The sequence below is a fragment of the Candidatus Aeolococcus gillhamiae genome (assembly GCF_016464765.1).
Classification (GTDB): domain Bacteria; phylum Chloroflexota; class Dormibacteria; order Aeolococcales; family Aeolococcaceae; genus Aeolococcus; species Aeolococcus gillhamiae.
In genome coordinates this window covers 1-25,026 of sequence record NZ_JAEKNS010000098.1, presented here as the reverse complement: position 1 = coordinate 25,026, position 25,026 = coordinate 1, and the positions used below count along the sequence as shown (strand labels likewise).

Genomic DNA, 25,026 nt, shown 5'->3' with positions numbered 1-25,026 from the left:
GGCATACCCACCGGGCCGCCCGAGCCGGCGACGCCGGTGCCCGCACCGCTGAGTGACCAGCCGGCAGAGCTGGCATCGGCGCTGGTGCCGCCGCCGCCGTCGGCGAACAGCAGCGGCAGGGAGAGCAGCAATGCCAGCACGAGCAGCGCGCAGCCGCAGGGAAGCCCCAAGGTGATCCGGCGCAGGCGACGGAGGGGACGGCTCACGTCCGCACTGCCGAGTCGAGGCGCATCTGTGCGTCGCTGTCGATGACGGCTCGCTCGTCGCGGCCGACCAGATGGTCGACCAGGAAGGAGCGATCACCGAGGCGCCACAAGGCTCTTCCCTTGGGCAGGCCGGGCAGGAGGTCGGCCTCGATGTCGTTGAGCCCGAGCAGTTCGCGGGAGGCGGCGACCTCGGCTGCGGATTGGCCGCCGTACACGACGACGGTTCCGGAGTCGCGGAGCAGGCCCTGGGCAAGGCTGACCTGTTCGGATCCGGCGCTGCCGGCGGCGTCGATGTCGGTGAGGCGGTGGAGGACGGCGAGGTACTGGACCCCCGACCAGCGCGCCAGCTTGTACGAAGCGGCCAGCGAGCGGGCGGTCTCGAGGTTGCGCAGCAGCGCCCAGGCCTCGTCGAGGACGACGATCCGCTTGACGTTGTCGCGTCGCACCAGAACGCTGCGGAACCAGGCGTCGACGCAGGCCATGAGGATGCCCTGGGCGCTGGAGCCGTACACAGCGCTGAGGTCGAAGCTCACCACCGGGGCGCTGAGGTCGATGCCGTCGGAGGTGGGGCCGTCGAACATGCCCCGGAGGTCGCCGTTGACGAGGCGGCGCAGTTCCAGAGCCACTCCGCGGGAACCGGCGGCGAGCTGATCGACATTGGCCCAGGCGGCCCGAGCCGCCTCCTCGGAGGGATCGAGCATGGCCTCGACCACTGCGCGCAGGGTGGGCGCCTGGCCGCGGGTCCACTGCGAGGCCGCATCGATGGCCAGCTCGATGGCAAGACGGTCCTCGGAGGTGAGCGACCGACCGAGTGAGGCCCCGAGCAGGGCGGCGAGGACGCGGACCCGTTCCTGGAGTCGAGATCCGGCATCGCCAGCGTCGGCATCGCCCAGCTCCAGAGGGTTGAGCCGGATGTCGCCGTCGGGGCGGAGCGCGATTGGAGTGCAGCCGGCGGCGGCGCAGAGGGCTCGGTTCTCCCCCTTGGGGTCGAGCATCAGCGCCTGGCGGCCGAAGACGAGCTGGCGGAGCACGTAGCACTTCTGCAGCGCGCTCTTGCCTCGGCCCAGCTGGCCGAGGATCAGCATGTTGGGGTTGGTCAGAGCCCCGGTCGCGTACAGCTCCCAGGGGTCGTAGGTGAAGAAGCCGCCATGGACGTGACGGCCGATGCAGACGCCCCGGCCCACCGAGTCGCCCCGGGCGATCGCCGGGTAGACGGACTGGAGTTGCGCGGTGGTGGCGCGATGGGCGGGGGTCCGGGCGAGGCGACCGAGGATCGTCACCACAGCCCTCGGGCCAGGGGCAGGGTGTAGCTGAAGCCCAGATCGTGCTCACCATCCATGCGGCGCAGGTCGAGGCCGGCGGCGGTGGCTTTTCGGGTCACCTCGTCGCAGGCGCGTTGGAGCTCCTCGTCACTGCCAGCGCTGACCGTGATGTGACCGCTGAAGCGGCAGTCGGCATGACCGTCAGCGAGCTCGGCCTCGCGCCGTTCGACAGCCGCGGCCTGGCGCTGCCTGTCGACGCTGGTTCGGAAACCGTGACGGACGCGGAGTTGCTCGTCGGCGAGGTGCTCGGTCTGGGCTGCCTCGAGGTCGCGTCGAGCGCGGATGCCGTCGACCGGCTGGAGGGTCAGCGAGAAGCTCATCCGCGCCTCGGTGCCGAGCAGCAGGGGAAGTAGAAAGTCGGCACCGACTGGAGAGCGGGGCCAGTCGCTGACCCACCACGAGACGCTCTGGCTGCCGGCGTCGCTGCCGTACGACCGCCAGCTCCGGGTGGTCATCAGGGGTCCGGCGCCGGCGGGGTCGAGGCCGGCGGGGTCGAGCTGGAGCAGCGGAGCGGCGGCTGGGTCCCAGGCCTCACGCAACACCCGGGCCAGCAATCGCGGCGGCAGGGCGCCGTCGACGCCGATGTCGACACCGGCGAGCTGGCGCTGGAAGGCGTCGACCTGATCGGCGAGCAGCGCCCCGGCGCCGGCATCGCCGCCGCCGGCTTCCCGGATGGCGCGGCGGGCCTGGGCGGCCCCGATCTGGACGGCGATGTAGACCTGTTGGGCCTGGGTGACCTGGACGGCGTCGTCGAGCAGGCTGAGGTAGGAGCGCAGGATCGGGCTGCGCACGTCGGCGACGCGCCGCTCGCTGAGGTAGTGGGCGAGCCCGGCGGCGTCGGCGGGAACGGTGCGAACCACCAGCTGGACCGCCTGCACAGGTGAGCCCAGCTGGGCGAGGCTGATCAGGGCTGCGCCCCACCCGGCCATGCGGCTGGCCTTTGTCTGGTTGTCGAGGAGGCCGAACGAGGAGGACCCATCGTCGCGATCGCGCACCCGGATCACCGCCGTGTAAGTGCCCCGGCGGCGGTCGTGGATGACCCCGAGCTGGCCCCGAGGCACCGCCACCGAGAGCAGCAGGCAATCGTTGAGGACCGGGGGAAAGGCCGGTTGTGCGGGGAGCACGGCAAGGGCACGGCCGCGGTGGTCGCGAACCAGCAGGCGACCCGAATGGGGCAGCGGCGAGCGCCACTCCCGCGGGCCCGCGCCGAGGAAGCGGACCAGCCCCACCAGCCATTCGTCGGCTCCCCGGCCACCGACCGGGAAGAGCACAGCCGTCGCGGTGACGCCGAGCACCACCACGACGAGGATGAGCGCCGCCAGGCTTGCCCCGGTGGCCATGACGAGGCCGAGGGCAGTGAGCAGGCCGACGCTGGCGATCGCCACCTGTCCGCCCCGCAATCCCAGCAGGAAGCCGCGCCGGTCGCGGGGGCCGAAAACGTAACTGGGTGAAGCGCTCATCCGGCGGCCTCCGGAGCAGGAGCCGTCGGATCGTTCGAGCCGGCGAGACGGAGGTGGACAGGCGCGCTGATGGGCGCGGGCGCCGCCCCGCCCCCGCCGCCGGCCCGGCGAGCGGAGGGAGCGCCGGCCGTGCCGGCGAGGATGGGCCCTCCCCCATTGCCGGGTGGTCCGCCGCCAGGATTACGGATGCCACCAGACGCCAAGGCCGGAGGGTCCTGCGATCCTGTGCCCGGCGCCGTCCCCCCGCCGCTTCCGTTCGTCCACGAGGGGCTGGCGGCCCGAGCGCTGAGGGCGGCCGAACTGCCGGACCCTCCGACGGCGGCGCCCGCGGCCGCGGCAACACCGTGGGAGCCGGCGCGAAGCCCGGATGCTCCGCGGTGCAGAAGCGGGCTGGCCCGGCCCACCGCCCAGCCGCCGGCACCGCCGGCCAGGGCTCCCACAGCGGCTCCCTCGAGAACCGGCACCAGCCGGAAGATGGCCGCCGGCGCCAGCGCGGCGATGAGGAAGATCCCCAGCCCGTCGAGAAGCCCCGAGTAGTCGTGGAGATTGCTGGCGCCGGTGAGTGCACCAGCCCCGAGGACGAGGACGAAGACGATCACGAACTTGGCGGCGCCGAGAACGAAGAGCGTCTCCGCGCCCTTCTTGAGAGCCGAATGCGCGCCCGGCCAGAGCGAGGCGACGGCGATGAGCGGGATGAAGGCGGTGACGATGTAGATGCCTGCATCACGAGCGATCAGCTCGACGTAGGAGAGGAGGGTGGCGAGCAGCAGCCCGAGACAAGCGAGCACGGTGAGCAGGTCGGTGCCGATGCTGTTGCCCTGGCTCTGCATGTCGAGCATCCCCACCCACTGGTCGAGGCTGGCGATGCCGCGCTGGAGCATCCAGCCGGCGGCGACGTCGGTGAGCGAGAGCAGCGCGGTCACCAGCCAGATGGCGAGGTAGGACACCAGGATGGCCACCGGGAGGCGGAGGGCGAGCAGCCGGACCATGCCGCCCAGGTCGCCGCGGATGATGCTGACCAGCAGTGAACCAGTCACCACCAACACCATCAGCCAGGCAGCGACGGTCAGCGCCCCGGGCGCCCCGCTGCCGGCTCCGTAGTACATCGAGGTGAACCAGGGGGCGCTCAGATTGGGAGCACCGGCCTCGTGTTGCAGGGAGGTGAGCAGCAGGGTGGCGGCGTTGGCGGCGCCGGCGGTGACCCACTGGGCGACGGCGCCGATGGCAGCGTTCGCGGCAGCGCCGATACCGGCGCCGATGAGGTCGCCGAGAGCTGCCCAGCAGGAGCCATCGAAGGCCACCGCCAGGCCTGCATCGACGGCGCTGGCCACGAACCCGAGGGGGGCGCCCGTGGCCAGGCCGGCGGCGGCGGCACCGCTGCACTGGGCGGTGTGCACCGGCAGGCTGTTGGCCAGCGGCGCAGGAGGCGGCGGCATCGCCGGCACCGCTGTGGACGTTGTTGGTGGAGGCGATGGCGGCCCTGCGGCGCTGACCTGGGAGACCTCGACGCCCAGACCCAGGCACAGCGCGGCGGATAGGCTCACGAGGAGAAGGGCAGCGACGCGACAAGGCTGTCGGCGATCAGCCACCGAGGTACTCCCGGTACTCGTGGAGTTGGCCCGGCATGTCGCTGGTGGCCGGGGTGGGCTGAACACTGGCCGGCGCCCAGCCGACGTCGATGACCTGGGAGCGCTCCAGTCGCCAGTCGCTGCCGACCCAGAGCAGCCGGTACTCGATGGTGGCCCAGACGGCGGTGGTGACCAGGTGGCCACCCGCCGCCATGAACGTCACCGACCAGACTCGGACGCTGGCGTTGAGGGCCGTGAGGGCTTCCACCTGGTAGCTGAGGGCCACGCAGCGGAGGGTCACCGGGACTCCGGCCGCGGCCAGCGAGGGGAGGTGGGCGCTGCTGTCGAGGAAGGTGGTCTGCTGATCGGCCGCCTCAGCGAGATGGGCCACCGCGTTGGGAGCGGCCATCGCGGTCACCGCGCGACGGTATGCATCCGGGGTCAGCGCCAACGGGCCGCTCAGCGCCGTGGCAAACGCTGTCGCGGCCGCGACAGCGCCCCGCTGGTCATCCGTGTACCCGAGAGGCACCCCGTCGACGACGTGGCCGCCCTCGACGGATTGGCCCGGCGTGGCCGAGGGGCTGGGTACCGCGGCGCCCGTAGGGCCGGCTGCGACCGGAGCGGCCGCGGCCCGTCCGACCAGGAAGGCCAGCCCGGCGACGCTGAGGAGAATCACGATTGCCACCAGTCGTCGCCGTCCCGACTGCTCCCCTGGGCGCCAAGCCTGACCCGCGCGGGGTGCATGTCGGGAGCTCATCCCGACACCTGGCTGCCGAGGTTAAAGAACCAGGAGATCAGCGCCGGGGCGGCGCCCACCGCCAGTGCCCCGAGGGCTCCGACGACGACCGCCAGCTTTCCTCGCGAGGACTGGTACGGGTTGTTGGTGTGGCTGGCCGCTGCCCACGCCAGCGCGCCGGCGCCGACGGTGGCCACCGAGGCGACCAGGCAGAACCAGCGCAGTCCGGAGACGAGGCTGAGGATCTGGGCGCTCCCCGGCATTCCCGACGGGTCCGGCGGCGCGACGATGGTGCTGCCGCCGGCGGCCGCGAGCAGGTGGACCAGCAGGTGCATGGGGCGTTCCTCCGTAGCGGGTTGACGCGCCCATGCAAGCAGCGGCTGCGTTCTCTTCCCGTACTCCTCGCGTACTCCTCGCGTACCGCTGGCCACTCCGCGGCCGGGTACGCGGCAGATTTGGTGGTACGGCCAAGCCGAAACACGTCGGAGCGCGGTCGGGCTGGTGGTACGGCCAAGGCCACGCCGATCTCATTTCTAAGCGATCAGGCACCTGGTACGCCCAGGGCGACGCACGGCCTCGAGGGGTACACGGCCCGATGTAACGATCTTGTAACGAAGGTCCGGACGGGGCCGGTCGCCGACTCACAAACCGTCTCCCGGTGCCTGCGGCGGTTCTCCTCCCAGGTGTCAGAGGTCAGGGCCCGCCGGTTGCGAGGCTCTCAAGCCGTTACAGCGGCACGGTTTCGGCAGGAGTGGCAGGATCGAGCAGTTTGAGGGGCAGATTCGGTCACAGCAGCGCTTCCAGGTACGAGCCGTCGCGCCGGGCGTGACGCGTTGCTGAGTGCCCTACTTCGCGTGCGGCCCCCGCTCCCGCTGGGAGCGCTCGGTGGTTTCGCGGTTCAGCTGGTCGCGCCGCCTCCGCTCCTCGTCGGTTGGCGCGGGAGACTTGACCACGGGCTTTGGCCGGTCGGGTTGGTGCAGCGGGGCGTCGGACCGGTTTGGCTGGCGCGGCCGCTGTTCTGGTGGCAGTTCGACCAGCTTCTTCTCCGGGCGGCGCAGCGGGATGCCTGCGCTGGGCTGAGGCTTCCGGCCACGAACGGGGCGCGCCACGGTACCCGTGGCCGGCTCCACGGGCGGAGCTTTAGGACTCGCGTCCGGCTGGGCTGGGACCCTGGATGTCGTGACGGCGTCCTTCCCACCCCGTGCTGATCTGGCAGCGTCGGCCATCGCCGCCGTGTCCCACTGCGGGGTGACGTGCTGCGGGATCTGCGGGGCTGGTTGGGGGTGGGGATTGGGCACGGTGGCGTCCTGGCAGGCCGCGTCCACCGCCTTCCACGCCGTCAGGTCCGGCACCCCCCGCTCGCGCAACCAGCTGAGCGCGAGGTCGCCGGCGGGATGCCCTACCGCGAGGTCGATCTCCACCGACGCCCGCACCCAGCTCCAGTCGGGCCTGGCCTCCCAGCCCGGCTCGCTGCGGTGCAGACGTGCGAGATACGTGGCCTGGCGATCGCTCATCGGCGCCTTCAGGGTCAGCGAGGGGGCCCGCAGGTACGCGGGCGCGAGCCGCTCCACGAGGAGGCTGCGATCCTGGGGATCGAGGTAGTCGAGGGTGCTCACCTTGGCCAGGTCGCGGCTGATCAGCGTGCCGTACTTGGCGATGGCGTCCTCGCGAGCGCTGAGATCGCCGTCGGCCTCGGCGTACACGGAGCGTAGATCGCCGAACAGCATCGACTGGGTGATGTGCCGGGTGCCACCCGCGTACTCCTGCTGCTTGCCGCTCAGCCGCGAGGCCGTCAGCACCCGATAGGTGGTGTCCCAGGTGCGGCCCTGGGCGACCGTGGTGGTCATCGCATAGCCGTATCCGAGAATGTCGTGCTCAGCGGCGACCTCGACGACCCGGCTGGGCAGCCGGCCCCGGGCGTCGGTGCGGATCCAGAGGACCGGCCCCTCGGCCCCGGTGGCATCCGCGCCGTGGCGCGCGAGCGCCACCACCTCGCCCTGGGTTCGCCGCGGCGTCCGGATCGTCTGTTGGCGAGGTGTGCCGTCGCTGCGGAGCATCATCGCGCCGTTCTCGTCGACCCGGGGCACGGTGACCGTGTGCGGCGCCGTGAACATCACCCGGTCGCCGACCGCCCACTCCCGGCCGCGCACGACCACCCGCTCCTCCCCCAGCCGTCCCATCCGGTCGTATTCGTCGCGGCCGCGGCGGTTCAGCTGGGCAGCGACGTCGACCAGGTCGGTGAGCAGGACGTGCTGCTCGGGGTCGCCGCCGCCCGCGATCCCCTGCGCCCAGGCTTCCGCGGCGCGGCCGATGCTCGACTCGGAGTCGACATCGATCCAGAGCTGTCCGGCTGAATCCTTGAGGCGCAGGAACGCCTCTCCCTGGCCATCGCGAAGCAGCCGGGCTCCCTCGGCCTCGAGAGTGCCCTCGCCCTGGCGATAGTTGGTGGCCAGGTAGGTGGTGGGCAGATGGCGCGACAGCCAGCCGAGGATCGAGCCGCTGCCCACCGGCTGGCCCTGCTCGGGATCACCGAGGACGCGCACTCCGGCAATCCGCGACTCCTGACACTGCTGGGTGAACCCATGCCAGGCGCGCGAATCGACCGTCCCCGCCTCGTCCACGAGGATCACTGTCCGCGGGGTCAGCGACACCGCCTCGCCCTCTCTGCTGCGCAGCTGGTTGTGCTCCACCCGGGTGAGGAAGTCGGCGAGGTTCCAGGCAGGGATGCCGGTCTCGGCACCGAGCACATCGGTCGCACCCTGGCTGAGCGACACCCCGAGCACCTGGTACCCCGCGTCGCTGAGCGCCTCGACCGCCGGCCGGCACACCGTGGTCTTGCCGCTGCCGGCCACGCCCACCAGCTGGACCCAGCCGGACGGGCTGCAGAAGGCCCTGACCGCGGCCGCCTGTTCGGCGTCGACGGCGTGGTCCGACCGGAGTTCCTCAGCCCGCAACGCCGCGGTCACCACCGCCTCCGGGACACTGACCGTCGCCTCGTCGGCCAGCTCGACGGCAACCGCGACGGCGGCCCGCTCCAGGCCCATCTGCTCGGTGGTGGTGAACGCACCCAGGTGCTGGTGGGCGGTCGCCTCCAGCCGCACCGCCTTGAGCTCGACCCGAGCCACGGTGCGGCGCAGCTCCGACTCGTCGAGCCGGCTGGCCACCGCCCGCTGGCCGACGAACTCGAGGATGTCCCCTCGGTCGAACACCGACCGCCCCGTGACCAGACCGTCGCGCCCCAGCGCCACTCGGGCGATCCGCACCATCTCCTCCTGCCGCCGGCGCTGACCACTCCGGCACCCCGGCGTGGGCGGCTCCGCGGGCTGGTGCTGGTAGCCAAACGCGTCAACCACCGTCCCCCACTCCTGCGCCAGCTCGGCCCGGGTCGTGGCCAGCTTCTGCTCGCGGCTCGCCCGGCTGAGCACCGCCACCTCTCGGGGCGTCGGCTTGCACAGCGCTCGCTGCCGCTGGCTGAGGGCCTGCACCGGCCGGGCGGGCAGCCCCATCCCCGCTTGCACTGCGGCGGTGATCTGCAGGGTGGCGAGCAGCTCCGTCGAGCGTCGGGCCCACTCCTGCTCGACGAGCGACTCGATCCGGTCCTGGCGGGACGAGAGCCTGGCCGAGAGCTTCTCGTCCTGGCGCTCCAGCTCGAAGGACGACCAGCGCCGGCGATCGCCGTGGCTGGCGTCGACGGTCCCATAGCCGAGGTCCTCGAGCCGCGTGCGCATCCCCGCCTCGAAGAGCCCGTTGAGCCCGCGGATGTTCTGATACAGCATCCAGTAGTTGACGCTGGCCACCTGACCGCCCGGCTGCAGCCCGAGGTTCAGCAGGCGGGTGTGGACGTGCAGCTGCGGGTCACCGCTGGTCTGACCCGCCACCGGCCGGGCCGCCGAGTGGACGTCCATCAGCGCCACCACCTTGGCCGGTACCGCCACCTGCACCCCCTCCGTACCGACGCGGCGACGCCCCAGAGGGATGAGTTCCTGGAAGTGCTCCAGCGCCTCCTCGACCGAGTCGGTCATGACCCCGATCAGCTGCTGCGCGCGCACTTCGTCGCCGGCGGCGCGGGCCGCGGCGAACTCCACCGACACCGACTTGGGAACGCTGAACACCAGGTCCTGATAGGCAGTCCGCTGCCCGTCCTGGGACCGGTCGCGGCCGGTGACGGGGACTCCTGTCTCCGCGTGACAGCCGCAGCCCACCCGGGTGATCGCCTCGCGGCTGGGCAACCCGCCCACCTCCAGCCCCAGCGCCGCCGCGGCCTCCCGATTACCAGTGGTCTGGGTCGGCGCCTCGGCGACCTCCATGTCCCCGCCGATCGTCGCGTCTGCCCGGCCGGCGAGGTAGTCCTGGTAGTGGCTGACCTGGCGCTGCAGGTAGGCGTCGTACGTGGCCTGCACGCTGACCTTGATGGCGTGGTTGCGGATCATCGGTTGACCTCCGCCCATCCCCGCGCGCCGATGGCCACAGCCAGCGCGCCCACGACTCCCGCCACCGTGATCATGTGCTGAACTATACTGTGAGAAAGGGTACGGTAAGGCCTGCTGCAACAGGGCAAGTCAGGGCATGTCGTGTGCGGGATCGGCGTACCGGTCAAGCGAGACGATGGCGACGCGGGCGGTGGGAGCGGAAAACAGACGTGCCGTATATCGCACTCGGCAACCACGTCAGCTCGGACGAGGCAGTCGGGGCGGTATGGCGCTATGTCCTGCTCTCGGAGCGGGACGTGAAGACCGCCAAGGGCACGTGGGAGGCGATGAAGGGACTGGCGGGCTAGAGCCGGCGGCGGGTGTTCCGATCCGGGCTTCAAAAGGCGTACATTTGTTTGGGTGGTCCCCCCACCGCCCTTGAGATCGAGCCCGAGCACCTGCCGTGCCCGGACTGCCGGGCACGAACCTCGGCCCCGCCTGTTACCAGCGGGGGTGAGGTGGTGCGCTGCCGCAGCTGCTTCAAGGCCCTACGCAGTCGCCCGGCGCTCACCACGGAGCAGCGGGCCCAGGCGGAGATCCTCCGTTGGGCGGCCGCTCAGATCGACAAGGAACGCACCACCCGGCATCGCCGCAAGGGGCGTGGTGACTGGCGAGAAGTCTTCGACGACGGACTGATGAAAGCAGTGGAGCTGCTGCAGCAGTGGAGTCGGACGATCCACAAGCGGGTTCTGTCGTCGCAGTGGGCGCGTCGTCTCGCCGGCTGGGGCAGGACACCGGGCGGGAGACCATCAGGCGCATGGGTAAGGTCCCGAAAGCTGACCGCGAGGTTCGCGCCGTGGTTCGGTTCGCGGCCTGGACGGGAAACTTGGTCCCGACCTCAGTACATGCCGGCGCCGACCCGCCCAAAAATGTGGTGGCCACAACGTCGTCCGGCAATCTCATCGCCGTCGAGGTGACGGACTACTTTGCCGACGATGATCCCGGCGGGCGAGGGCTCCGCAATCATGGCAGCGCAGTCGGAGCAGAACGAGATTGCAGAGCGCGCGCATGCGCTATGGGACGTACATCACTCCATCCCGTTGATTGTCCACCCGTTCTGGTCTTCCATCGGAGTCATGGGGGTCAACAGGAAGGAAGCGGCGGAGCTGCTATGTCGGGTCGTTGAAGACTTCCTGCGAGGACGGGTCCGCCCGGAGGGCCACGAGGACATCTAAGCTGATGAGGACTGGCTTCTGGAAAGGGACCCGACTGGTGCGCTGAGCCGCGTGTCCATCATCTGGGGCGCGGCTGTCACTCAGCCCCTGTGGGCTGGGGGCTTCGTTGCCTTCATTGGCTCGGATCCACAGAAATTCCAAAGCGTCATCGCACGGAAGGGGGCGCGACGGCCCATATACGCGTCGGGCTTTCACGAGGCTAGGCTGCTGGTCAACATCAGCCTGGAAGGCATCGGCGAGGTTTCTACGGCGGTTGCCAACGAGTCGTACGACCTTCATGGATTCGACCGGGTCTTCTTCTTCGACTCCACGAGGGACAACTGCGTGGAGGCCAGGTCAGCGCGCTGAATCGGGCATCGCTGGCCACGGCGCCGTGCAGCTCGGACTGCAGCAGGTCGAGCACCTCGAGCCAGCGGAGCACTTCGCGCGCCGCCCGCACGGTCTCGCGGGGCTGCTTGTTGCCCAGCACCCAGCGGCAGTGCCGAGCGATCGCGTACGCCACGCTGGCGAGAACGTCCTGCCGGGACGGCATCGAGCGGACGGTGCCGCCGAGTCGCGCCAGCGCCCTGTGACCCAATCGTCGCCGGCGGGTCTGACCGAGCGCGCTGAGCGGCCAACAGAGTGCAGCAGAAGATGGGCGACGAGATCGATCTCACCTTTCTGTCACTCGCAGTAGCGCGATGAGCGGTCGCGCCTAGGCTTCCCTCCCCCGAAGCGTCGGCTTGCATCCTGGCTGGCCATGGCGTACATTTGTTCGTCATGAGACGCGATGCACGACGGGCCGAGAACTGGGTGGCGGTCAGCCCGGAGGGAGCGTGGTACTGGGATGGCTCGGGCTGGCGCACCACCCTCGCCGGTCCCTGGCGAGCGCCGATCCCCACGCCCGCCGGCTATCCGCTCGCATCGCCGCCCGGGCGCAGCTCATACGGAACTGGCGCCCGGGGACGCGCACTTCGCGTGCTGCTGCTTCCTCTCGTTCTGGTCGTGGAGATCCTCGCGCGCGGGCTGGGCCGCGCCCTGTCCATGGTCGTCGGCATCCTGAGCTGGGGTGTGACCATCGCTCTTATCGTGTGGCTCTTCCACCACTGACGGCCGCCGCTGGCGCAGCCAGCGGACTGCTCGATGCGAGCGCCGACCAATTGCGCCTCTCGGAGGTTCAGGTGGTCCGATGACCCGGGTGTTCCTGTACGCCGCCGCGAGCCTTGGATTGGCTGCCTGCTCTCTGGTACCAAACGCAGGGTCGCCATCAGCGTCGGCGATGGCTACCAGTTCACCGAATGGTGGGTCCATCGGGGCGGCGACACCGCCGGCGCGCTGCCACGCCGGCGACAACGGCTCCCTCCCGGACAGCGCCTGCACCCCGGGCGCTACCGACCCGCGAGTCAGTCAGGCTGACATCTCCTCCACCATCTGCCGGAACGGCTACACGGCCACCGTTCGGCCGCCGGCGTCCGTGACCGAGCCGATCAAGCGAGATCGGATGGCGGCGTACGGCATCACCGCCCCACTCGCTCAGTACGAGCTCGACCACCTGGTATCTGGGGGTGGCGGCGGCGATGACGAGTAAGCCGAGATCGGCAGACGTCAGCGGCATGCCGCTGATGGCGATGGCTGCAACGCGGACGTCACGGTCGGCGCTCCCGACTCGCCACGACCGAGCTGCCTGCGGAGGGTGAGAAGTTCATGGTGTGCGACGGCGAGAGCTTGACGTAGCTGGGTCGCCTCCTCGGCCCTCGCGCGGCGCTCCTCGCGGAGCTGCTCGGTCAACACCCGAACGACGTTGCTCTGAGGACTCGCGGACGTTGCGCCGAGGGCGGGCCGGGACCCCGTGTGTACCCGCAGCCGCTCGATCTGCTCCCGGAGGGCAGTGTGCCGGTAGAGGAAGTCGGTGGACACGCCCGCGAGGTCGGCGACGCCGCGGAAGTTGACTGGTTGCCGCCGCCGCTCGGCCTTGCGGATGGCCTGCCGGACTCGCTCCTCGGCATCCTCACGTCGGCGCTGAGCGGCCGCGACCAGCGCAGGTGGGCCGGTCACGTGGCAGCTTTCTGTCCGGCGTCCGTCCCCGCTCCGCGCACGGCGCTGGACGGCGCCACCTCGTCGATGGTAGTGATGATCTGTCGCAGGGCGACGACCTCCTTGAGGCGGCCGGCGAGCCAGACGTTGCGATCTTCCATGCGCTGCCCGTGGCGCGCCTCGAAGGTGACCTGACGCTGCTCGATCAGAGCTTCCGTCCGGTTGAGCTGGTCCTCGAGCTCAGGCCGGAAGCTGCCGTCGGTGACGAACTCGGTACAGGTGAGGCAGGCGTTGCCCTTGGTGCACACCTGGCGCGGTGGGAGCAGGCATACGCCGTTGGGCAGGATCCTGTCTGCCCGACGATCGAGCTCCAGCATGTCGTAAAGGTCGCGCGGATCGACGTCGAGCAGCTTGCCGTCTGCAGTAACCTTCTGGTAGCGGAGAAACTCCCGCTCCGCTGTGCGCTCCAGCGTCTTCGCGTAGTACGCGGTCATGTTGACGCTCTGGTGGCCGAGGAACCGCATGACCACGTGTAGGGGCACGCCGGCGTTGAGCAGATTGGTCGCCTTGGTGTGGCGGAACGTGTGCGTCTTGCTGATCTCAACGGGCCGCCCGTTCGCGTCGCGGATGTCGAGCCTGTTGGTGAGCACACCGAGCCGTGCGTGGAGCGTCGCTGCGGAGTAGGGGTGTGAACCCAGGCGGTTCACGTGGGTCTTCACGAACAGGTACTTGGGCGTTGGCTCGCTGTTGCCGACACCCCGCAGGTAGCCGATGCACCACGCCTGCTGTGCCTTCACCAGCGCGACGACCTCGGCGTCGGCGAGGATGCTGGGGTTGGCGGTGTAGACCTTGGTCTGCTGGTAGCGGAGACGTGCCACGAATCCGGTGTCGGAGTCGCCGAGCGGAGTCTGCAGCGTCTCCAGAGGGTCGAAATCGAGCATGAGCACTTCGTTGATGCGACGCCCGGTGCGAATCAGGAGGAGCAGGGCGCGGAGCGCCTGCTCGTCGCCCATGCCGCCCTCGTCGGTCGAAAGCCCCAGCAGGTTGGCGCCAGCGGCGATCTGCTGCACCACTTCGTCGGACAGCACGCGATCCGTGCTGCTCCGGTTGGTGAATCGTGGCCTCTCGTCCGGTCGGAAGAGGACACAGTGGTGCAGACCCACCTGGAGCCAACGCTGGTCGTTGAGGGTGCGCGCAGCCTCAACCCGGTTGTCGAACATGAAGCGGTAGAACGTCTCGATGGTGCTCATGGTGGTGCGCCGCTGCTGGGCACCAAGGGGTTGGCCAGCCGTCGGCCCGCTCTCGACACGGTGTCCGCGCAGGAACGCCGCGAACGACGAGAACCAGGGGCGGATCGCGTCCGCGTCCTCAGCGATGTGTGGCCCGGCCGCCCCGTGAATGTCGATGTGTCGCTGCAACCACTTCAGCTGGTCGAGGCGGCTCTTGAGGCTCGTCCATGTGTACGCGCCGGTCTCGAGGTACGTCTTCAGCCAGAACTTGGCGCCAGCTCGCAGCCACGGAGCGGTGAGGTGGCCGAGGTTGGTGACGCTGCGTCCTGACGGCTCGTGCGCCCGCAGCGGGATGCGCGGATCGCAGAGCGGATTCCAGACGTCAAGTTCCCACCATTCCCCGTCGTGGTATGCGACGACAAGGTGGTCGAGCAGCTTGCGCAGACACCGCAGTCGCAGCTCGACCTTGCCCGGCGCGATCACCCCCTGCCCTGCGTAGTGGGCGTGGAAGCTCGCAGCCCACTCAGCTTCCGTCCTTTGCACGAGCGAATGGATCGCGGGCTCCGACGCGACAACCGCCTCGATGATGGCGCTGAGCCGGTTCCACTCCTCCGCGTGGATAGTGCGTCCCACCCTCACGTGTTCGTGCAGGCACCAGGCGAGCTCACGGACGATGGAGAGGGGCAGGTCCCGGAAGTTGATGGCGATCGACTTCTCACTGGCCCTGGCGCCCGGGCGGTTCTCCAGGATGGCCTCGGCATACTGCGGCGGCATCGAACGCCTCGTGAAATGCCGCTGCCTGCCGTTCTCCGGAAGGCTGTGCCAGAGGCTCTCGTTGCGGGTTTCGGAGTAGAGCCCATGGAGATCAAGCTGCTGATCGCGCTGCGCGCTTGTTCTAGGCACTCGCAGCACCCCAGCCTGCTGTCCACGCCCGCCAGTTGGCGACCGTTCGCATCTCCGCGTCCGCGGTGACCCACGCGTAGGTGTTCAGCGTGGTCTCGACGCTGGCGTGCCCGAGGCGGCGACTGACGACGATCGGCTCAACGCCGGCTAGGAGCAGTGCGGTCGCATGCGTGTGGCGGAACCAGTGTGGTGTCCACGCTGCCGGCAGGCTCCGCTCGCGGCGCTTGATGGCGCGCACATGCTCGTACACGGTGCTCGGCGACAGCGGCCCGTACACAGGCTCGCGGTCGAGGTTGCAGAACACGTACGCACCGTCGAGATCTGCGACCTCGCTGTCGATGCCACCGTCGCACAGCAGCCAGACATAGTCGGCGTAGAGCCGATCGAGCTCGGCACCGATGTACACCCGACGAGGCCCGCTCTTGGTACGCACGCCCAGCGGATGGGGTCGCGACACCACCTCGATGGAGGCGGTATCGCCGTGACCACTGCGCCAATCGCGGTGCTGCAGGGACAGTGCTTCTCCGAGCCGCAGTCCGGTCTCGGCGAGCAGGCTCCACAACAGTCTGTTGCGCAGATTGCCTGTCCAGCGACGTTCGTGAACATCCCAGACCGCGGCCGCGTCGACGATCAGCGTCACCTGCTCGGGCGTGAACACCGGTGGTCGACGAATGTCCGGGCGGACACGCACTCGGCTTCTCAGTCGGCCCGACTTCCGCGCCAGGTGGTCGAGGAACGGCCGGTATGGACCGGGCCTCCCGATGACCTGCTCGTAGAGGAGTCCGGCGACCGGCACTCCGTCGTTGGCCGCCCAGAACCGGTAGAAGCTCATCACCGTCCGCAGCCGAAGACTCACCGTTGCCGGTGAAGGACCATCCCGGTCAACGGCGGCCGGCAGCGGGATCACGCGGCCAGCGGCATCGCCATCCCGGAGCCGTGCAAGGAACGTCCCAATGGTGGCCGGCGTGGCGGCTCGCCAGTCTCCGTCTGTGGCTTCCAGGAATGACCAGTAGGCAGCGAGTCCATGGGCGTAGGCCTTGACGGTGTGCGGTGACCTCTGCTCGTCGCGCAGGAACTCGAGGTAGGTCTCTGCAGGCTCGACGACCCGCCAGTCGGAGCCGAGGACCGTCCACGTCAGTCCCAGCCCCTGCCCAACTCGTTGAACCACCGCCATGCCGCCTCCTGCTTCATCGACGTCAGCGTCGGGCGCGGAGGATACACAGGTCTCAGGGTCTTCGGGAACATCTGTTCGGTTATCCACAGTATCCCCAACCTCCTGCTGGTTCCTCCCCCACGCCCCTCTTCCACGGTTACGACTACTGACCTGTGAACAAGGGCAACCGTGCCCTGCAGCGTCTCCTCCCAGATAACACCGTCAGCGCCGACACACCCGAACGGAACGCGCGCGCACTGAGCGACGTCAGCGGCAACCGCTTCGCCCCCGGATAACACCTGGTTCCCCTCGAACTCGGTGGGGCGACCACCATCTCCAACGTCTGGCCCGAGCCACGCAACGGGGCGCGCAGCGCCTCGCGGAAGGACGACCTGGAGAGCGCTTTGCGAACCCAGGTCTGCTCTGGCTCTGTTCCGCTGGCGGTTGCCCAACTGGCCATCGCCAGCAACTGGGAGACCGCCTATCACACGTTCGTGGGGTTGATGAGCTGACGTCTCGTCGCTCGCCGCGCTGAGGTCTAGCGCTTGCGGTGAATCCTCATGGACACTGCTGCGATGGGCGATTCAAGGGCAGGCTGGCGCACCGTGTTCGAGCCAGGAACGTGGGTGATCGCCGACTCGAGCCCGACGGACGATCGACTGAGAGTCGTCGCCGGGTGGGGCGGCGGCGGCAAGTATCACCACACCGAGGTCGTCGAGACATCCACGAGAGTGCGCATCGAGGTGCTGATCCAGCACAGCCTGGCGAGCGACCCCACTGTCCGCCAGGTTCGCACCCTGGAACTGCGCTTCGCAGTCATCGAGGTTCGGCTCGCACGCTCGCTCGGCGGGCGGCTGCTCGATGGTGGGTCAGAGGACAGCCCGGTCGGTCGCTCGCTCCTCAACCTGCGGGCGCGCCTCGGGGGACATGCGCCCATGGACATTGTGGATTCGACCCGCGCCGCCGACGATCCCAGTTGACGTCGCATGTTGCGGCCAATTATGTCTGCAACCTTGGGAACCGTTGCGGCGGGCAGCGGCAGCACTCGAACGCAGGCAGCGCGACGGTGGATGAGGGCGCTGGGGGGCGAGGCACGCTGCCGCGTCCGGCATCATCACCGTCCCCCGCAGAGAAGGGAAGCCGACGCTACTGAGCTCCGTCGCTGACTGACCCGGCGAAGTCCCTGGACAGCCAACTACGCGGCGACCTCGCTGTACATCCCGACTCGATCCTTGCCCTCGCGCTTAGCGGCGTACATGGCGATGTCGGCGCGCCGCAAGAGTTCGTCACACGTGTCGGCGCTGCGCTCGGAGATGGCGACCCCAACGGTACCGCGGGTGGAGCAGACGAAGCCGTCCATTACGAGTGGTTCGCGCAGGGAGTGCAGGATCCGTCGACCGATTGCCTCGAGCTGAGCCGCGTCGGGCGCGCGGTTGAGCAAGATCGCAAACTCGTCACCGCCTAACCGCGCCGCAACATCGTGCGGGCGCACCGCTCCCTGCAGACGCTCGGCAACGGCGACGAGCACGCGGTCGCCGGCCCCGTGCCCGTGCGTGTCGTTGACGGTCTTGAAGTCGTCGAGGTCGATGAACATGACCACGCACGGCGTCCGGCTCGGCTTGCCGCGCTCGAGTGCGTGGGCGACGGCATCGTGGAAGAACTTGCGGTTGGGCATCCCGGTCAGGGCATCGTGGTGGGCCTGATGAGCGAGGTCACGCTCGCGCGCACTGAGGCTTCGCAGCAGTCGCGTGTTGTCGAGGCCTAGCAGGTACTGGCGCCCCAGGACCAGGCCGATGAGGCTCAGGACCGTCCAGAAGGTGAACTCATCGATGCGGCCGGTCGTCGTCTTCTGCGCGATGGTCACGCCCAGCGCGGCCGCTGATGGAATGTAGGGAAGCACGGCGCTGAAGCGCGACGGCAGGACCGATGGCGGCCTGCCGTGCAGCGGCCGCTGCACCGTCCGCAAGGCGCCGAGCCCAATGAGCAAATAGCCGGCGACCCAGCCGGCGTCGAGGACATTGCCGAAGCCGTACGTGTTGTTCGCGGTGAGGTAGGCGAACTGGCTGTCGGCCACGGCCGCAGCCGCGAGGCCCGCAGCCATGAAGAGCAGCGGCGTCCGACCGGTGCGCGGCACGCGGCTCAGGCGCACCAGGATCATCGTGACGATCGCGACGTCGCTGACCGGGTAGAGGAGGCTGAGGACCATTCCCATGGGGGTGCCCGCTCCGGCCCGGTACACGGCGCCCAGCGTCGTGTCCCAGCTGACGACCAACAGGCCAACCGCGATGAGTAGGCCATCGAGGAGAGTGCGGATGAAGGTGCGGGCCCGCTCCGAGGCGACTGGGAAGGCGAGGACGCTGCCGATGGCGAAGGGCACGGCCAGCAGGTAACCGGCGTCCGCGGCCGAGGGGAATGGCACCTGCACGCCTTGGACGATCTGGAACCAATCCCACACTGACTGGCCGAATCCCCAGGACAGCGCCGACACCGCCATGAGCGTCCACGCCAGGCGCACGCGCCCACTGTGGCGCATCGCTGCGACGGCGCACGCCGACGCGGCGAAGAAGGCGGACGTTGTCTCCATGATGTTGTCGAGATAGGTGTAAGCCCCGGCTCCTCCGGCGAGCAGGCCAGCCACGAAGGCAACAAAGACCGCTACCGCGAGCCCGCAGGCGACTGACCACCAATGGGCGCGGAGGTTTGTTACGAGACGAGGGGCGGGCATGACCCCATGCTCTGGCCCGCGCGCGACCGGAGTGTGGCGAATGAGGCACAGTTGTGAGCAGCAAGGTGACGCTCCGCACGCCGCTGGCAACTCGACCAGATTGGACCTCTCGTGCCGTTAGCAGTCCGCGCTCACGACAACGGGACGGCAAACGTTGTCGCTGCCGGGCCGCGCGATCGCGATTTGTTGCGACGCAGCGCTCACTCAAGGAGACAGCAACACTATCAGTTGGGAGATGGCTCACCACCCCAAAGTGGCGACCTCTCTGGCGGCACTCGACCTCCATACCGGACTTCCCCTTTCGGGCCGTCGGCATTTGTCGGCGGCCCATTTCACAACACGCGACGACCGCTCCTGAACCTGCGCGTTGCGGCCACATCTCTCAGCAACGAGACTTCCCTAAAGCTGTTGCGGTGGGACCCCTACTCCTCGCCGGCGTCGACTGAGTCGGCGAGGCCGTCGAGGACGATCGCCGCGGCACGGGTGATGCGGCTGCCGGAGGCGCGCAGCGAACTCTCGGCGGCGTCGGCGTCACCGCCCACCCAGGTGGCGACGTAGCCGAACGAATACTCGTCCGAGTCGATGCCCAGTGTCGACATGACAATGAACGCGACCGACTCCGCCTCAAGCTCCGCGAGCGCGCGGTCGGTTGCGCCGTCAGCGTGGAGGTAGGCATGGCCCAGCTCATGGGCCAGCGTCTTGACCTGCTGCGCCGGCGCCAGATTGTCGCGCACCCGGATGCGACGGTGCCCAAAGGCGGTGTCGCCATTGGCCCGGCTGTCCTGCATCGGGTGAAGGCCGACGGTGAAACCGCCTCTCTCCCCCACCGCCGCGAGACGCTCGAAGAGCATCGCCGGCGCATCACCGCGCAGCGGGTGACAGGGCACCGTCGGCAGCTCGCGACCGTCTGTGTCGGCGACGTCTTGTCCGGAGATTCGGATCCCAGACACTTCTCGCACCACAGGGAGGTGAGCGATGTTCCGAGCACAGCGTTGCGGCGACGGGTGGACCCTCGTCGGGGAAGGGGCGGATGGCGAGCTGGCCAGCGAGTTTGTGCGAGACCTTCGTGTCGAGGGCAGGTCCAGTTACACACAGCGGTCCTACGCGATGGCACTCGCCTTGTTCCTCCGTTGGCTGGATGGTGAGGGTGCGCGGCTGGGCGATGTGGACAGATCGACCATCGTCCGATACGTGAGAGCGCTGGTGGTGGAACCGTCCCAGCCGCTGTCAGCAGCGACAGTGAATCACCGGCTCAGCGTGCTGCGGACCTTCTTCGCCTGGTACGTCACGCGGAATCAGCAGGACCGACCGCACACGCTGATGAACCCGGTGCCCGGTCCAGAGGAGCGAGTACTTCACCGCGCGGCAGGGCGCGACGCTCCGCAGAGGTTCCGCGCCGAGTTGCGTCGGCGGGCGCCTGTCCGTGTTCCCCGTTCGCTGGATTCGGTCGACGCAGGGCGGCTGGTGGACGCCGCTGTTTCAGTCCGCGACCGAGCCATCCTGACCCTGCTGTGGCGAACCGGTGCACGGATCGGAGATTGGATCGGCGACCACGATCGCCACGGGGTACTCGGCCTGGCGATTGACGACATCGACGCGAGACGATGTGTTGTCCGGCTGCGCCTGAAAGGCGCCCGAGACGAGCACACAGTCCCCGTCACCGATGACTTCTGGGCCTTGTGGGCTAGGCATCGTGCGGCGGACCAGTGGCCGGCCACGCGGCAATGGGCCTGGGAGGGTCGGCGGAGGGGGCAGGGTCACGCACTGCGTTACGACGCCTTCGCCGCAATGCTGCGCGGCGTTGCACGAGCCGCCGGTGTCCGCGCGCACGCTCATATGTTTCGACACGGGCTGGCCGAGGCCCTGACGGCAACATCGGGCTTGCAGGTGGCCCAGCAAGTCCTCGGGCACCGCCATCTGTCAACAACCGCGGAGTTCTATGCGCGGGTTGACGAGGCCGCCATGGTCGCCGGCGTCCAACGCGCGGCGCAGCTCGCACGAGCTCAACCATCGCTCGGCTCGCCGGCCGAGTGGGCATTCGACTACGACGAGGTCACTTTGGATGAACTTGCGCGACTCACCAGCGCCACGACGACAGAGCTGTGAGCATCGCCGCAGCGGCTATGCCGTGGAGCAGCGAGCGGTTCGTCGGCGACATCGTTGCGCGCCTGCCCGAGTGGCGTTGGGAAGCCGGGGAGCGCCAGCGGATGGAGAGGAGGGTGGCTCATCTGACTGCTGCGCTCGGCGTGCTTTGGGGTGAGACGACCCAGGACCGCTGGGTGTGCTTCGAGGAGACGGTGTGGCCGCAGTGGATCGCAGGCGGGGAATCCCTGAATGGCAACTTGTGGCGGTGGGGTACGTGGGGAGCCGTGTTGACGCGGACGGTTCAGCCGAGCTGGACGTTCGTCTCGACCGGACGAATCAGTCAATGGACACAACGGCTTCCCGCAGACGATGCGCTGCGGATCGCCTCCGACGAGATGAGAGGCCTGCTCGCGGAGTTGAACTGGGTCGACGACCCGGCACGCGACAGTGCTCGGTGGACGGCCCTTCGACTCCTGTTGTGTCATGGCCTGGCGCGCGTTGAGGACATCACCGACGACCATATTCAAGCTCTACCGAGGACGAAGGGCTTGGATACCCTCGACGGAGCGCTCTGCCATGCCGGGATCCTCAACCACGGACCGGCACGAGGAGCGACGCGCAAAGCCCGCCGACGGCAGTTGACGACCGCCGAGATGGTTGCGGGGGCGAACATCCCAGAGCGGTTCCGTCCGGTCACGGTTGACTACCTCGAGGAATACCGGACCCGCGTGGCGCCTGCGTACTCGACCCTGCGATCTACGGCCATCGCACTCGGACACTGGTGGCGCTACATCGACCAGGAGTTTCCCAGCGTTCGCTTCTGCTCCGACGTGCGCGCCGACCACGCCCGTGGCTTCTTGGAGTGGGCCAAGCTGCGAGCACGGGCGGTGCGCCGCCGCGGCGGCGATGATGACGGCACGCACGAGCGAGGGACAGCCCATGTTTGGGTCCTCAAGGTACGGGTCTTCTTCGCCGACCTGACGTGCTGGGCCGCCGAGGAGGGCTCGCCCTTCACCGAGGTGACGCCACCATTCAATCCACTTGGTCGCCGCGACATGGTGTCGTTGGAGCCGGCGAAGATCAGGCGCCAAACGCAAGCTCGTATCGCCGCCACCGTGTTCGAGCTAGAGCGGGAGTTGCCCAAGATTCGCGCCTACGCGTTGCGCACATGGCAGGCTGCTGACGACTCGCACCAAGCCCAAACGCCCGCTGCCACACGCGCCTTCTGGGACTGGGCACTCTTGGAGTTACTTGTGCTGTCCGGGCTTCGGATTGAGGAGGCGTGCGAGCTGACGACACTCGACGTGCTGCGCCGACAATTATCGGACGGTCGCCGCTACTACCTGCTGCATGTCAAGCCCTCCAAGTACGACCGCGCCCGCGTCATCCCGATTGGCGATGGCCTGGGACGGGTGATCGCTGAGATCGTACGGCACGTGCGGGCCTTTTACGGCGCGGCCATCGTGCCGCCGGTCCGTGCATGGGATTCGCATGAGAAGCGCTGGCGTCCTTCGGCTCCCTACCTCCTGCAGACGGCAGCGGGGCACCCATCAGTGATCGATGAGGGGACGATTCGCGCTCGGCTGGCGAGGCTGAGCCGGGCTGCAGAGGCGTGCCGCGCCAACGGGCAACCCTTGGTGTTGCGTCCACACGATTGCCGTCGGATGTTCGCGTCCGAGCACCTCAACAACTCCACCCCTCCACACGTGATCCAGGCACTGCTCGGCCACGCCACCATCGACACCGTGCTCATCTACGCGAAGCTATATCCGACCACGCTCGTTGAGGAATACCGCAAGACACTCCACGGCATCTACCACAGATTTGGCGGCACAGACGCGTTCAAGAATCCGACCTGCGAGGAGTGGCGAGCGCTCGACCAGGCATGCTCGATGCGCGACATGGGTACCCACATGTGCGCCCTTCCCACTGGGCAGCATTGTCCCAAGGGGCTGGTGTGTTTGGGCTGCGGACATGCGCAGCCGAAGAAGAGCGCAGTGCCCATCTTCCGCGGGATGCTGACGAGCCACCTTCGAGTCCTGGAAGTCGGCAGGCACGCCGCAGAGCCCGCCGGGCAGATCGCTGCGCGCGAGCTGGAGGTTGAGCGCATCCGCAGCGCCCTGCGGCGTGCCGAGGAGTTGACCGACGATGTGGCAGCCGCCATCGAGTCATCCGCCTGAGAGGTCGCCCGCGGTGGTCACTTGCGTCCCGGTGGCCGCGGGTCATTCGCGTCAACCATCCCTGGAGATTAAGGTTCTTCACCCCGCGAAGGGTTTCAGGCCTCGGCGACGTTCTAACGATCAGCGGGCCACCCAAGTCTGCCGGGGTGGCTCCCGCCCGGCTGTACACGGCGGTGTTGAGAGGAGGGCCCACATCCAGGAGCTCCCGTCAGGAGCTCGACCCCACCGTGTCGAGGAGCACCCCCGCGGCTTCTTTTCCATCACCGCGTGGCCTTCGGTCGGCACACACGCCGTCATTGAAATAGCGCAAATCGACAAAGGAAAGAACGTGCGTACCACTCCTCGCGACTTGCTCAAGGTAGGCTTCGCGATCCCTGTTCTGGCCGCCGCAATGCTTACGGGTGCCGGGGCAACGCCGAGTCACGCGGCGGCAGCGGCTGCTGCCCCAAAAATCGTGCTGGCGCCGGCCGGCCTGGACCCCGCGACGATGGTCGCTAATCCATCGATTTGGGCGCCGCGAGACGGCTCGACGATCCTCGCCGTGAAAGTGACGCCGGGCAACGGCCCGTCGCTTCTGACCCAACTGCAGCAGGATCAGCCGTCCGTCGCCGCCGCCCTGACGCCACAGGAGCAATCAATCCTCGCAGCACAGCACGTGGGCGACCAGTGGTCGGCAGCAGTACTGACTGCGGCGCTGACACCCTCGCTCGCGGCAGCTCCACCTCCAAGTGGCGGATGCCCGGACCTCAACAACTGCGACTACTACTCCATCTCATGGTCGGATTGCCTGAATGCTCAGCCCGGATGTGTGTACGAGCCTTCCCAGCCTCAGGACACCCACGTTGTGCAGGTTCACGATCAAACCGCGGCTTATCGCGACGACGGTTCCAGCGCGGGCTGGACGCTCCACAACATCTACCTTTGGGATGGTGAAGGGCAGAACTACAGCTCCAGCTTCGACTGGGGTTACAACAGTGGGGGCGGCGGTACCTGCAACAACTCAACACACTGCGTGGCCTACTTTATGAATGCCTTCGGGTCTGGCTACTGGCACGAAGAAGTAATCACGTGCTGTGTACTGGCTTTCCCCCCGGTAACCGTCCAGTTCAACCTCAGCGACACGTGGCATAGTTCGTTCTGCATCACTGAGACGTCGTACTTCGTCGGAGGTGGAAGCGGCTCCGCCGAGGAGGGCTTCTACGGTCAAATGACCGACGACGACGCGCCTGTCGGCGTGCAGAACGTCTCGCAAGGGCCCTTCCTCAGCAACTGCGTCGGCCTACCCACGCCGTAGGGTCAGCAGGCAGAGAGACAGTACCCGGCGGCCCGTACAAGGCGAGGCCGCCGGGTACACTCACTTAGGCAATGCTCGGTACTTTGATGCTCGCTCAAGGGGTGCTTTGGAGTGGGGCCGTGCTGTGCATAGCGGTCGGGTTGTACGCCATCTTCGGCGTGGTGCGCGCTGGAGATTTGAGCCGCCCAGACAAGGCTTTCTTCATCGCTGCACTAGCCGTCATTCCGCCGGTTGGGCTCGCCGCTTGGGGGGTTCTCCGGGCAGGTATTTGGGAGCGGGCCTTACTCGTGTTGGGAGCCGGCCTAATCGTTGCGGCTGCTTTCGTCCTCGGGGCCGGGGTCTCGGTCCCGTAACACACAACCCCGCGTGAACCGCCCCGGCTTTTATGGAGACTCGGTTTATTGACTCACAGCCATCGCAGCTGGGAGTGACTGATGGTAGTGGGCAGCTTCGAACTCTGCGGGCGGAACCATGCCGATCTCACCGTGTAAACGGCGGTGGTTGAACC

General features: G+C 68.5%; 20 protein-coding genes and 1 pseudogene. 8 read left to right on the top strand and 13 right to left on the bottom strand.

All coding sequences use genetic code 11. The features are described from left to right. The 7 genes and pseudogenes from JF886_RS09440 to JF886_RS09410 form a co-directional block, all read right to left on the bottom strand. Positions 1-206: pseudogene (locus JF886_RS09440) on the bottom strand (hypothetical protein); the annotation flags it as partial. After that, a complete protein-coding gene (locus tag JF886_RS09435) occupies positions 203-1,486 on the bottom strand; it encodes an ATP-binding protein (protein WP_337311824.1) in 1,284 nt (427 codons plus the stop codon). The pseudogene JF886_RS09440 and the gene JF886_RS09435, both read right to left, overlap by 4 nt. Then, on the bottom strand, positions 1,483-2,988 hold the full coding sequence (locus tag JF886_RS09430; RefSeq protein ID WP_337311822.1) for an SCO6880 family protein: 1,506 nt from the start codon (positions 2,986-2,988) through the stop codon (positions 1,483-1,485). Before JF886_RS09430 ends, JF886_RS09435 begins: the two co-directional genes overlap by 4 nt. Next, positions 2,985-4,532 carry a hypothetical protein gene (locus JF886_RS09425; RefSeq protein ID WP_337311820.1) on the bottom strand — a complete coding sequence of 516 codons (1,548 nt, stop codon included), beginning with the start codon at positions 4,530-4,532 and terminating at the stop codon, positions 2,985-2,987. Before JF886_RS09425 ends, JF886_RS09430 begins: the two co-directional genes overlap by 4 nt. Positions 4,533-4,569: 37 nt before the next feature. Then, positions 4,570-5,241: a hypothetical protein gene (locus JF886_RS09420; protein WP_337311819.1), complete on the bottom strand. Its 672-nt coding sequence runs from the start codon at positions 5,239-5,241 to the stop codon at positions 4,570-4,572. A 68-nt stretch (positions 5,242-5,309) separates the two neighbouring features. Further along, positions 5,310-5,627, bottom strand: coding sequence for a DUF6112 family protein (locus tag JF886_RS09415; protein WP_337311818.1), 318 nt, complete (start codon positions 5,625-5,627; stop codon positions 5,310-5,312). 510 nt (positions 5,628-6,137) lie between these two features. Next, entirely contained in the window at positions 6,138-9,722 is a 3,585-nt protein-coding gene (locus tag JF886_RS09410) for an AAA family ATPase (RefSeq protein WP_337311817.1), read from the bottom strand. Positions 9,723-9,931: 209 nt separating this feature from the next. Here JF886_RS09410 and JF886_RS09405 point away from each other — a divergent pair, with 209 nt between their 5' ends. Next, the gene (locus JF886_RS09405) at positions 9,932-10,069 is read left to right on the top strand and encodes a hypothetical protein (RefSeq protein ID WP_337311816.1); all 138 of its coding nucleotides are present in this window, start codon (positions 9,932-9,934) and stop codon (positions 10,067-10,069) included. 530 nt (positions 10,070-10,599) lie between these two features. Here JF886_RS09405 and JF886_RS09400 read toward each other — a convergent pair. Next, on the bottom strand, positions 10,600-10,728 hold the full coding sequence (locus tag JF886_RS09400; protein WP_337311815.1) for a hypothetical protein: 129 nt from the start codon (positions 10,726-10,728) through the stop codon (positions 10,600-10,602). Between the two features lie 259 nt (positions 10,729-10,987). On the opposite strand from JF886_RS09400, the gene JF886_RS09395 reads away from it, so the two are divergent. The 3 genes from JF886_RS09395 to JF886_RS09385 all read left to right on the top strand — a co-directional run bounded on the left by JF886_RS09395 (position 10,988) and on the right by JF886_RS09385 (position 12,503). Next, positions 10,988-11,284 (top strand): hypothetical protein, encoded by a 297-nt coding sequence (locus tag JF886_RS09395; RefSeq protein WP_337311814.1) that lies wholly within the window; start codon positions 10,988-10,990, stop codon positions 11,282-11,284. Positions 11,285-11,695: 411 nt separating this feature from the next. Further along, positions 11,696-12,025, top strand: a complete 330-nt coding sequence (locus JF886_RS09390) for a hypothetical protein (RefSeq protein WP_337311813.1) — start codon at positions 11,696-11,698, stop codon at positions 12,023-12,025. A 169-nt stretch (positions 12,026-12,194) separates the two neighbouring features. Then, a complete protein-coding gene (locus JF886_RS09385; RefSeq protein ID WP_337311812.1) occupies positions 12,195-12,503 on the top strand; it encodes a hypothetical protein in 309 nt (102 codons plus the stop codon). A gap of 17 nt (positions 12,504-12,520) precedes the next feature. Here JF886_RS09385 and JF886_RS09380 read toward each other — a convergent pair whose 3' ends face one another. The 3 genes from JF886_RS09380 to JF886_RS09370 form a co-directional block, all read right to left on the bottom strand. After that, the gene (locus JF886_RS09380; RefSeq protein ID WP_337311811.1) at positions 12,521-12,970 is read right to left on the bottom strand and encodes a DUF6262 family protein; all 450 of its coding nucleotides are present in this window, start codon (positions 12,968-12,970) and stop codon (positions 12,521-12,523) included. Then, positions 12,967-14,952: a tyrosine-type recombinase/integrase gene (locus JF886_RS09375; RefSeq protein ID WP_337311810.1), complete on the bottom strand. Its 1,986-nt coding sequence runs from the start codon at positions 14,950-14,952 to the stop codon at positions 12,967-12,969. Before JF886_RS09375 ends, JF886_RS09380 begins: the two co-directional genes overlap by 4 nt. 121 nt (positions 14,953-15,073) lie before the next feature. Further along, positions 15,074-16,255: a tyrosine-type recombinase/integrase gene (locus tag JF886_RS09370; RefSeq protein WP_337311809.1), complete on the bottom strand. Its 1,182-nt coding sequence runs from the start codon at positions 16,253-16,255 to the stop codon at positions 15,074-15,076. Between the two features lie 554 nt (positions 16,256-16,809). On the opposite strand from JF886_RS09370, the gene JF886_RS09365 reads away from it, so the two are divergent. Beyond that, a complete protein-coding gene (locus tag JF886_RS09365) occupies positions 16,810-17,214 on the top strand; it encodes a hypothetical protein (protein ID WP_337311808.1) in 405 nt (134 codons plus the stop codon). A 215-nt stretch (positions 17,215-17,429) separates the two neighbouring features. On the opposite strand, the gene JF886_RS09360 is transcribed toward JF886_RS09365, so the two are convergent. Together JF886_RS09360 and JF886_RS09355 are read right to left on the bottom strand one after the other, a co-directional pair. Continuing rightward, positions 17,430-18,959 carry a GGDEF domain-containing protein gene (locus tag JF886_RS09360; RefSeq protein ID WP_337311807.1) on the bottom strand — a complete coding sequence of 510 codons (1,530 nt, stop codon included), beginning with the start codon at positions 18,957-18,959 and terminating at the stop codon, positions 17,430-17,432. Between the two features lie 422 nt (positions 18,960-19,381). After that, complete coding sequence (locus JF886_RS09355; RefSeq protein WP_337311805.1) at positions 19,382-19,909, bottom strand: ImmA/IrrE family metallo-endopeptidase; 528 nt, start codon at positions 19,907-19,909, stop codon at positions 19,382-19,384. Positions 19,910-19,934: 25 nt separating this feature from the next. Here JF886_RS09355 and JF886_RS09350 point away from each other — a divergent pair, with 25 nt between their 5' ends. From JF886_RS09350 to JF886_RS09340, 3 genes are all read left to right on the top strand, one after another. Further along, complete coding sequence (locus JF886_RS09350) at positions 19,935-21,065, top strand: tyrosine-type recombinase/integrase (RefSeq protein WP_337311804.1); 1,131 nt, start codon at positions 19,935-19,937, stop codon at positions 21,063-21,065. After that, positions 21,062-23,224 carry a tyrosine-type recombinase/integrase gene (locus JF886_RS09345; RefSeq protein ID WP_337311802.1) on the top strand — a complete coding sequence of 721 codons (2,163 nt, stop codon included), beginning with the start codon at positions 21,062-21,064 and terminating at the stop codon, positions 23,222-23,224. Before JF886_RS09350 ends, JF886_RS09345 begins: the two co-directional genes overlap by 4 nt. 349 nt (positions 23,225-23,573) lie before the next feature. After that, complete coding sequence (locus tag JF886_RS09340) at positions 23,574-24,518, top strand: hypothetical protein (protein WP_337311800.1); 945 nt, start codon at positions 23,574-23,576, stop codon at positions 24,516-24,518. Positions 24,519-25,026: the final 508 nt, after the last annotated feature.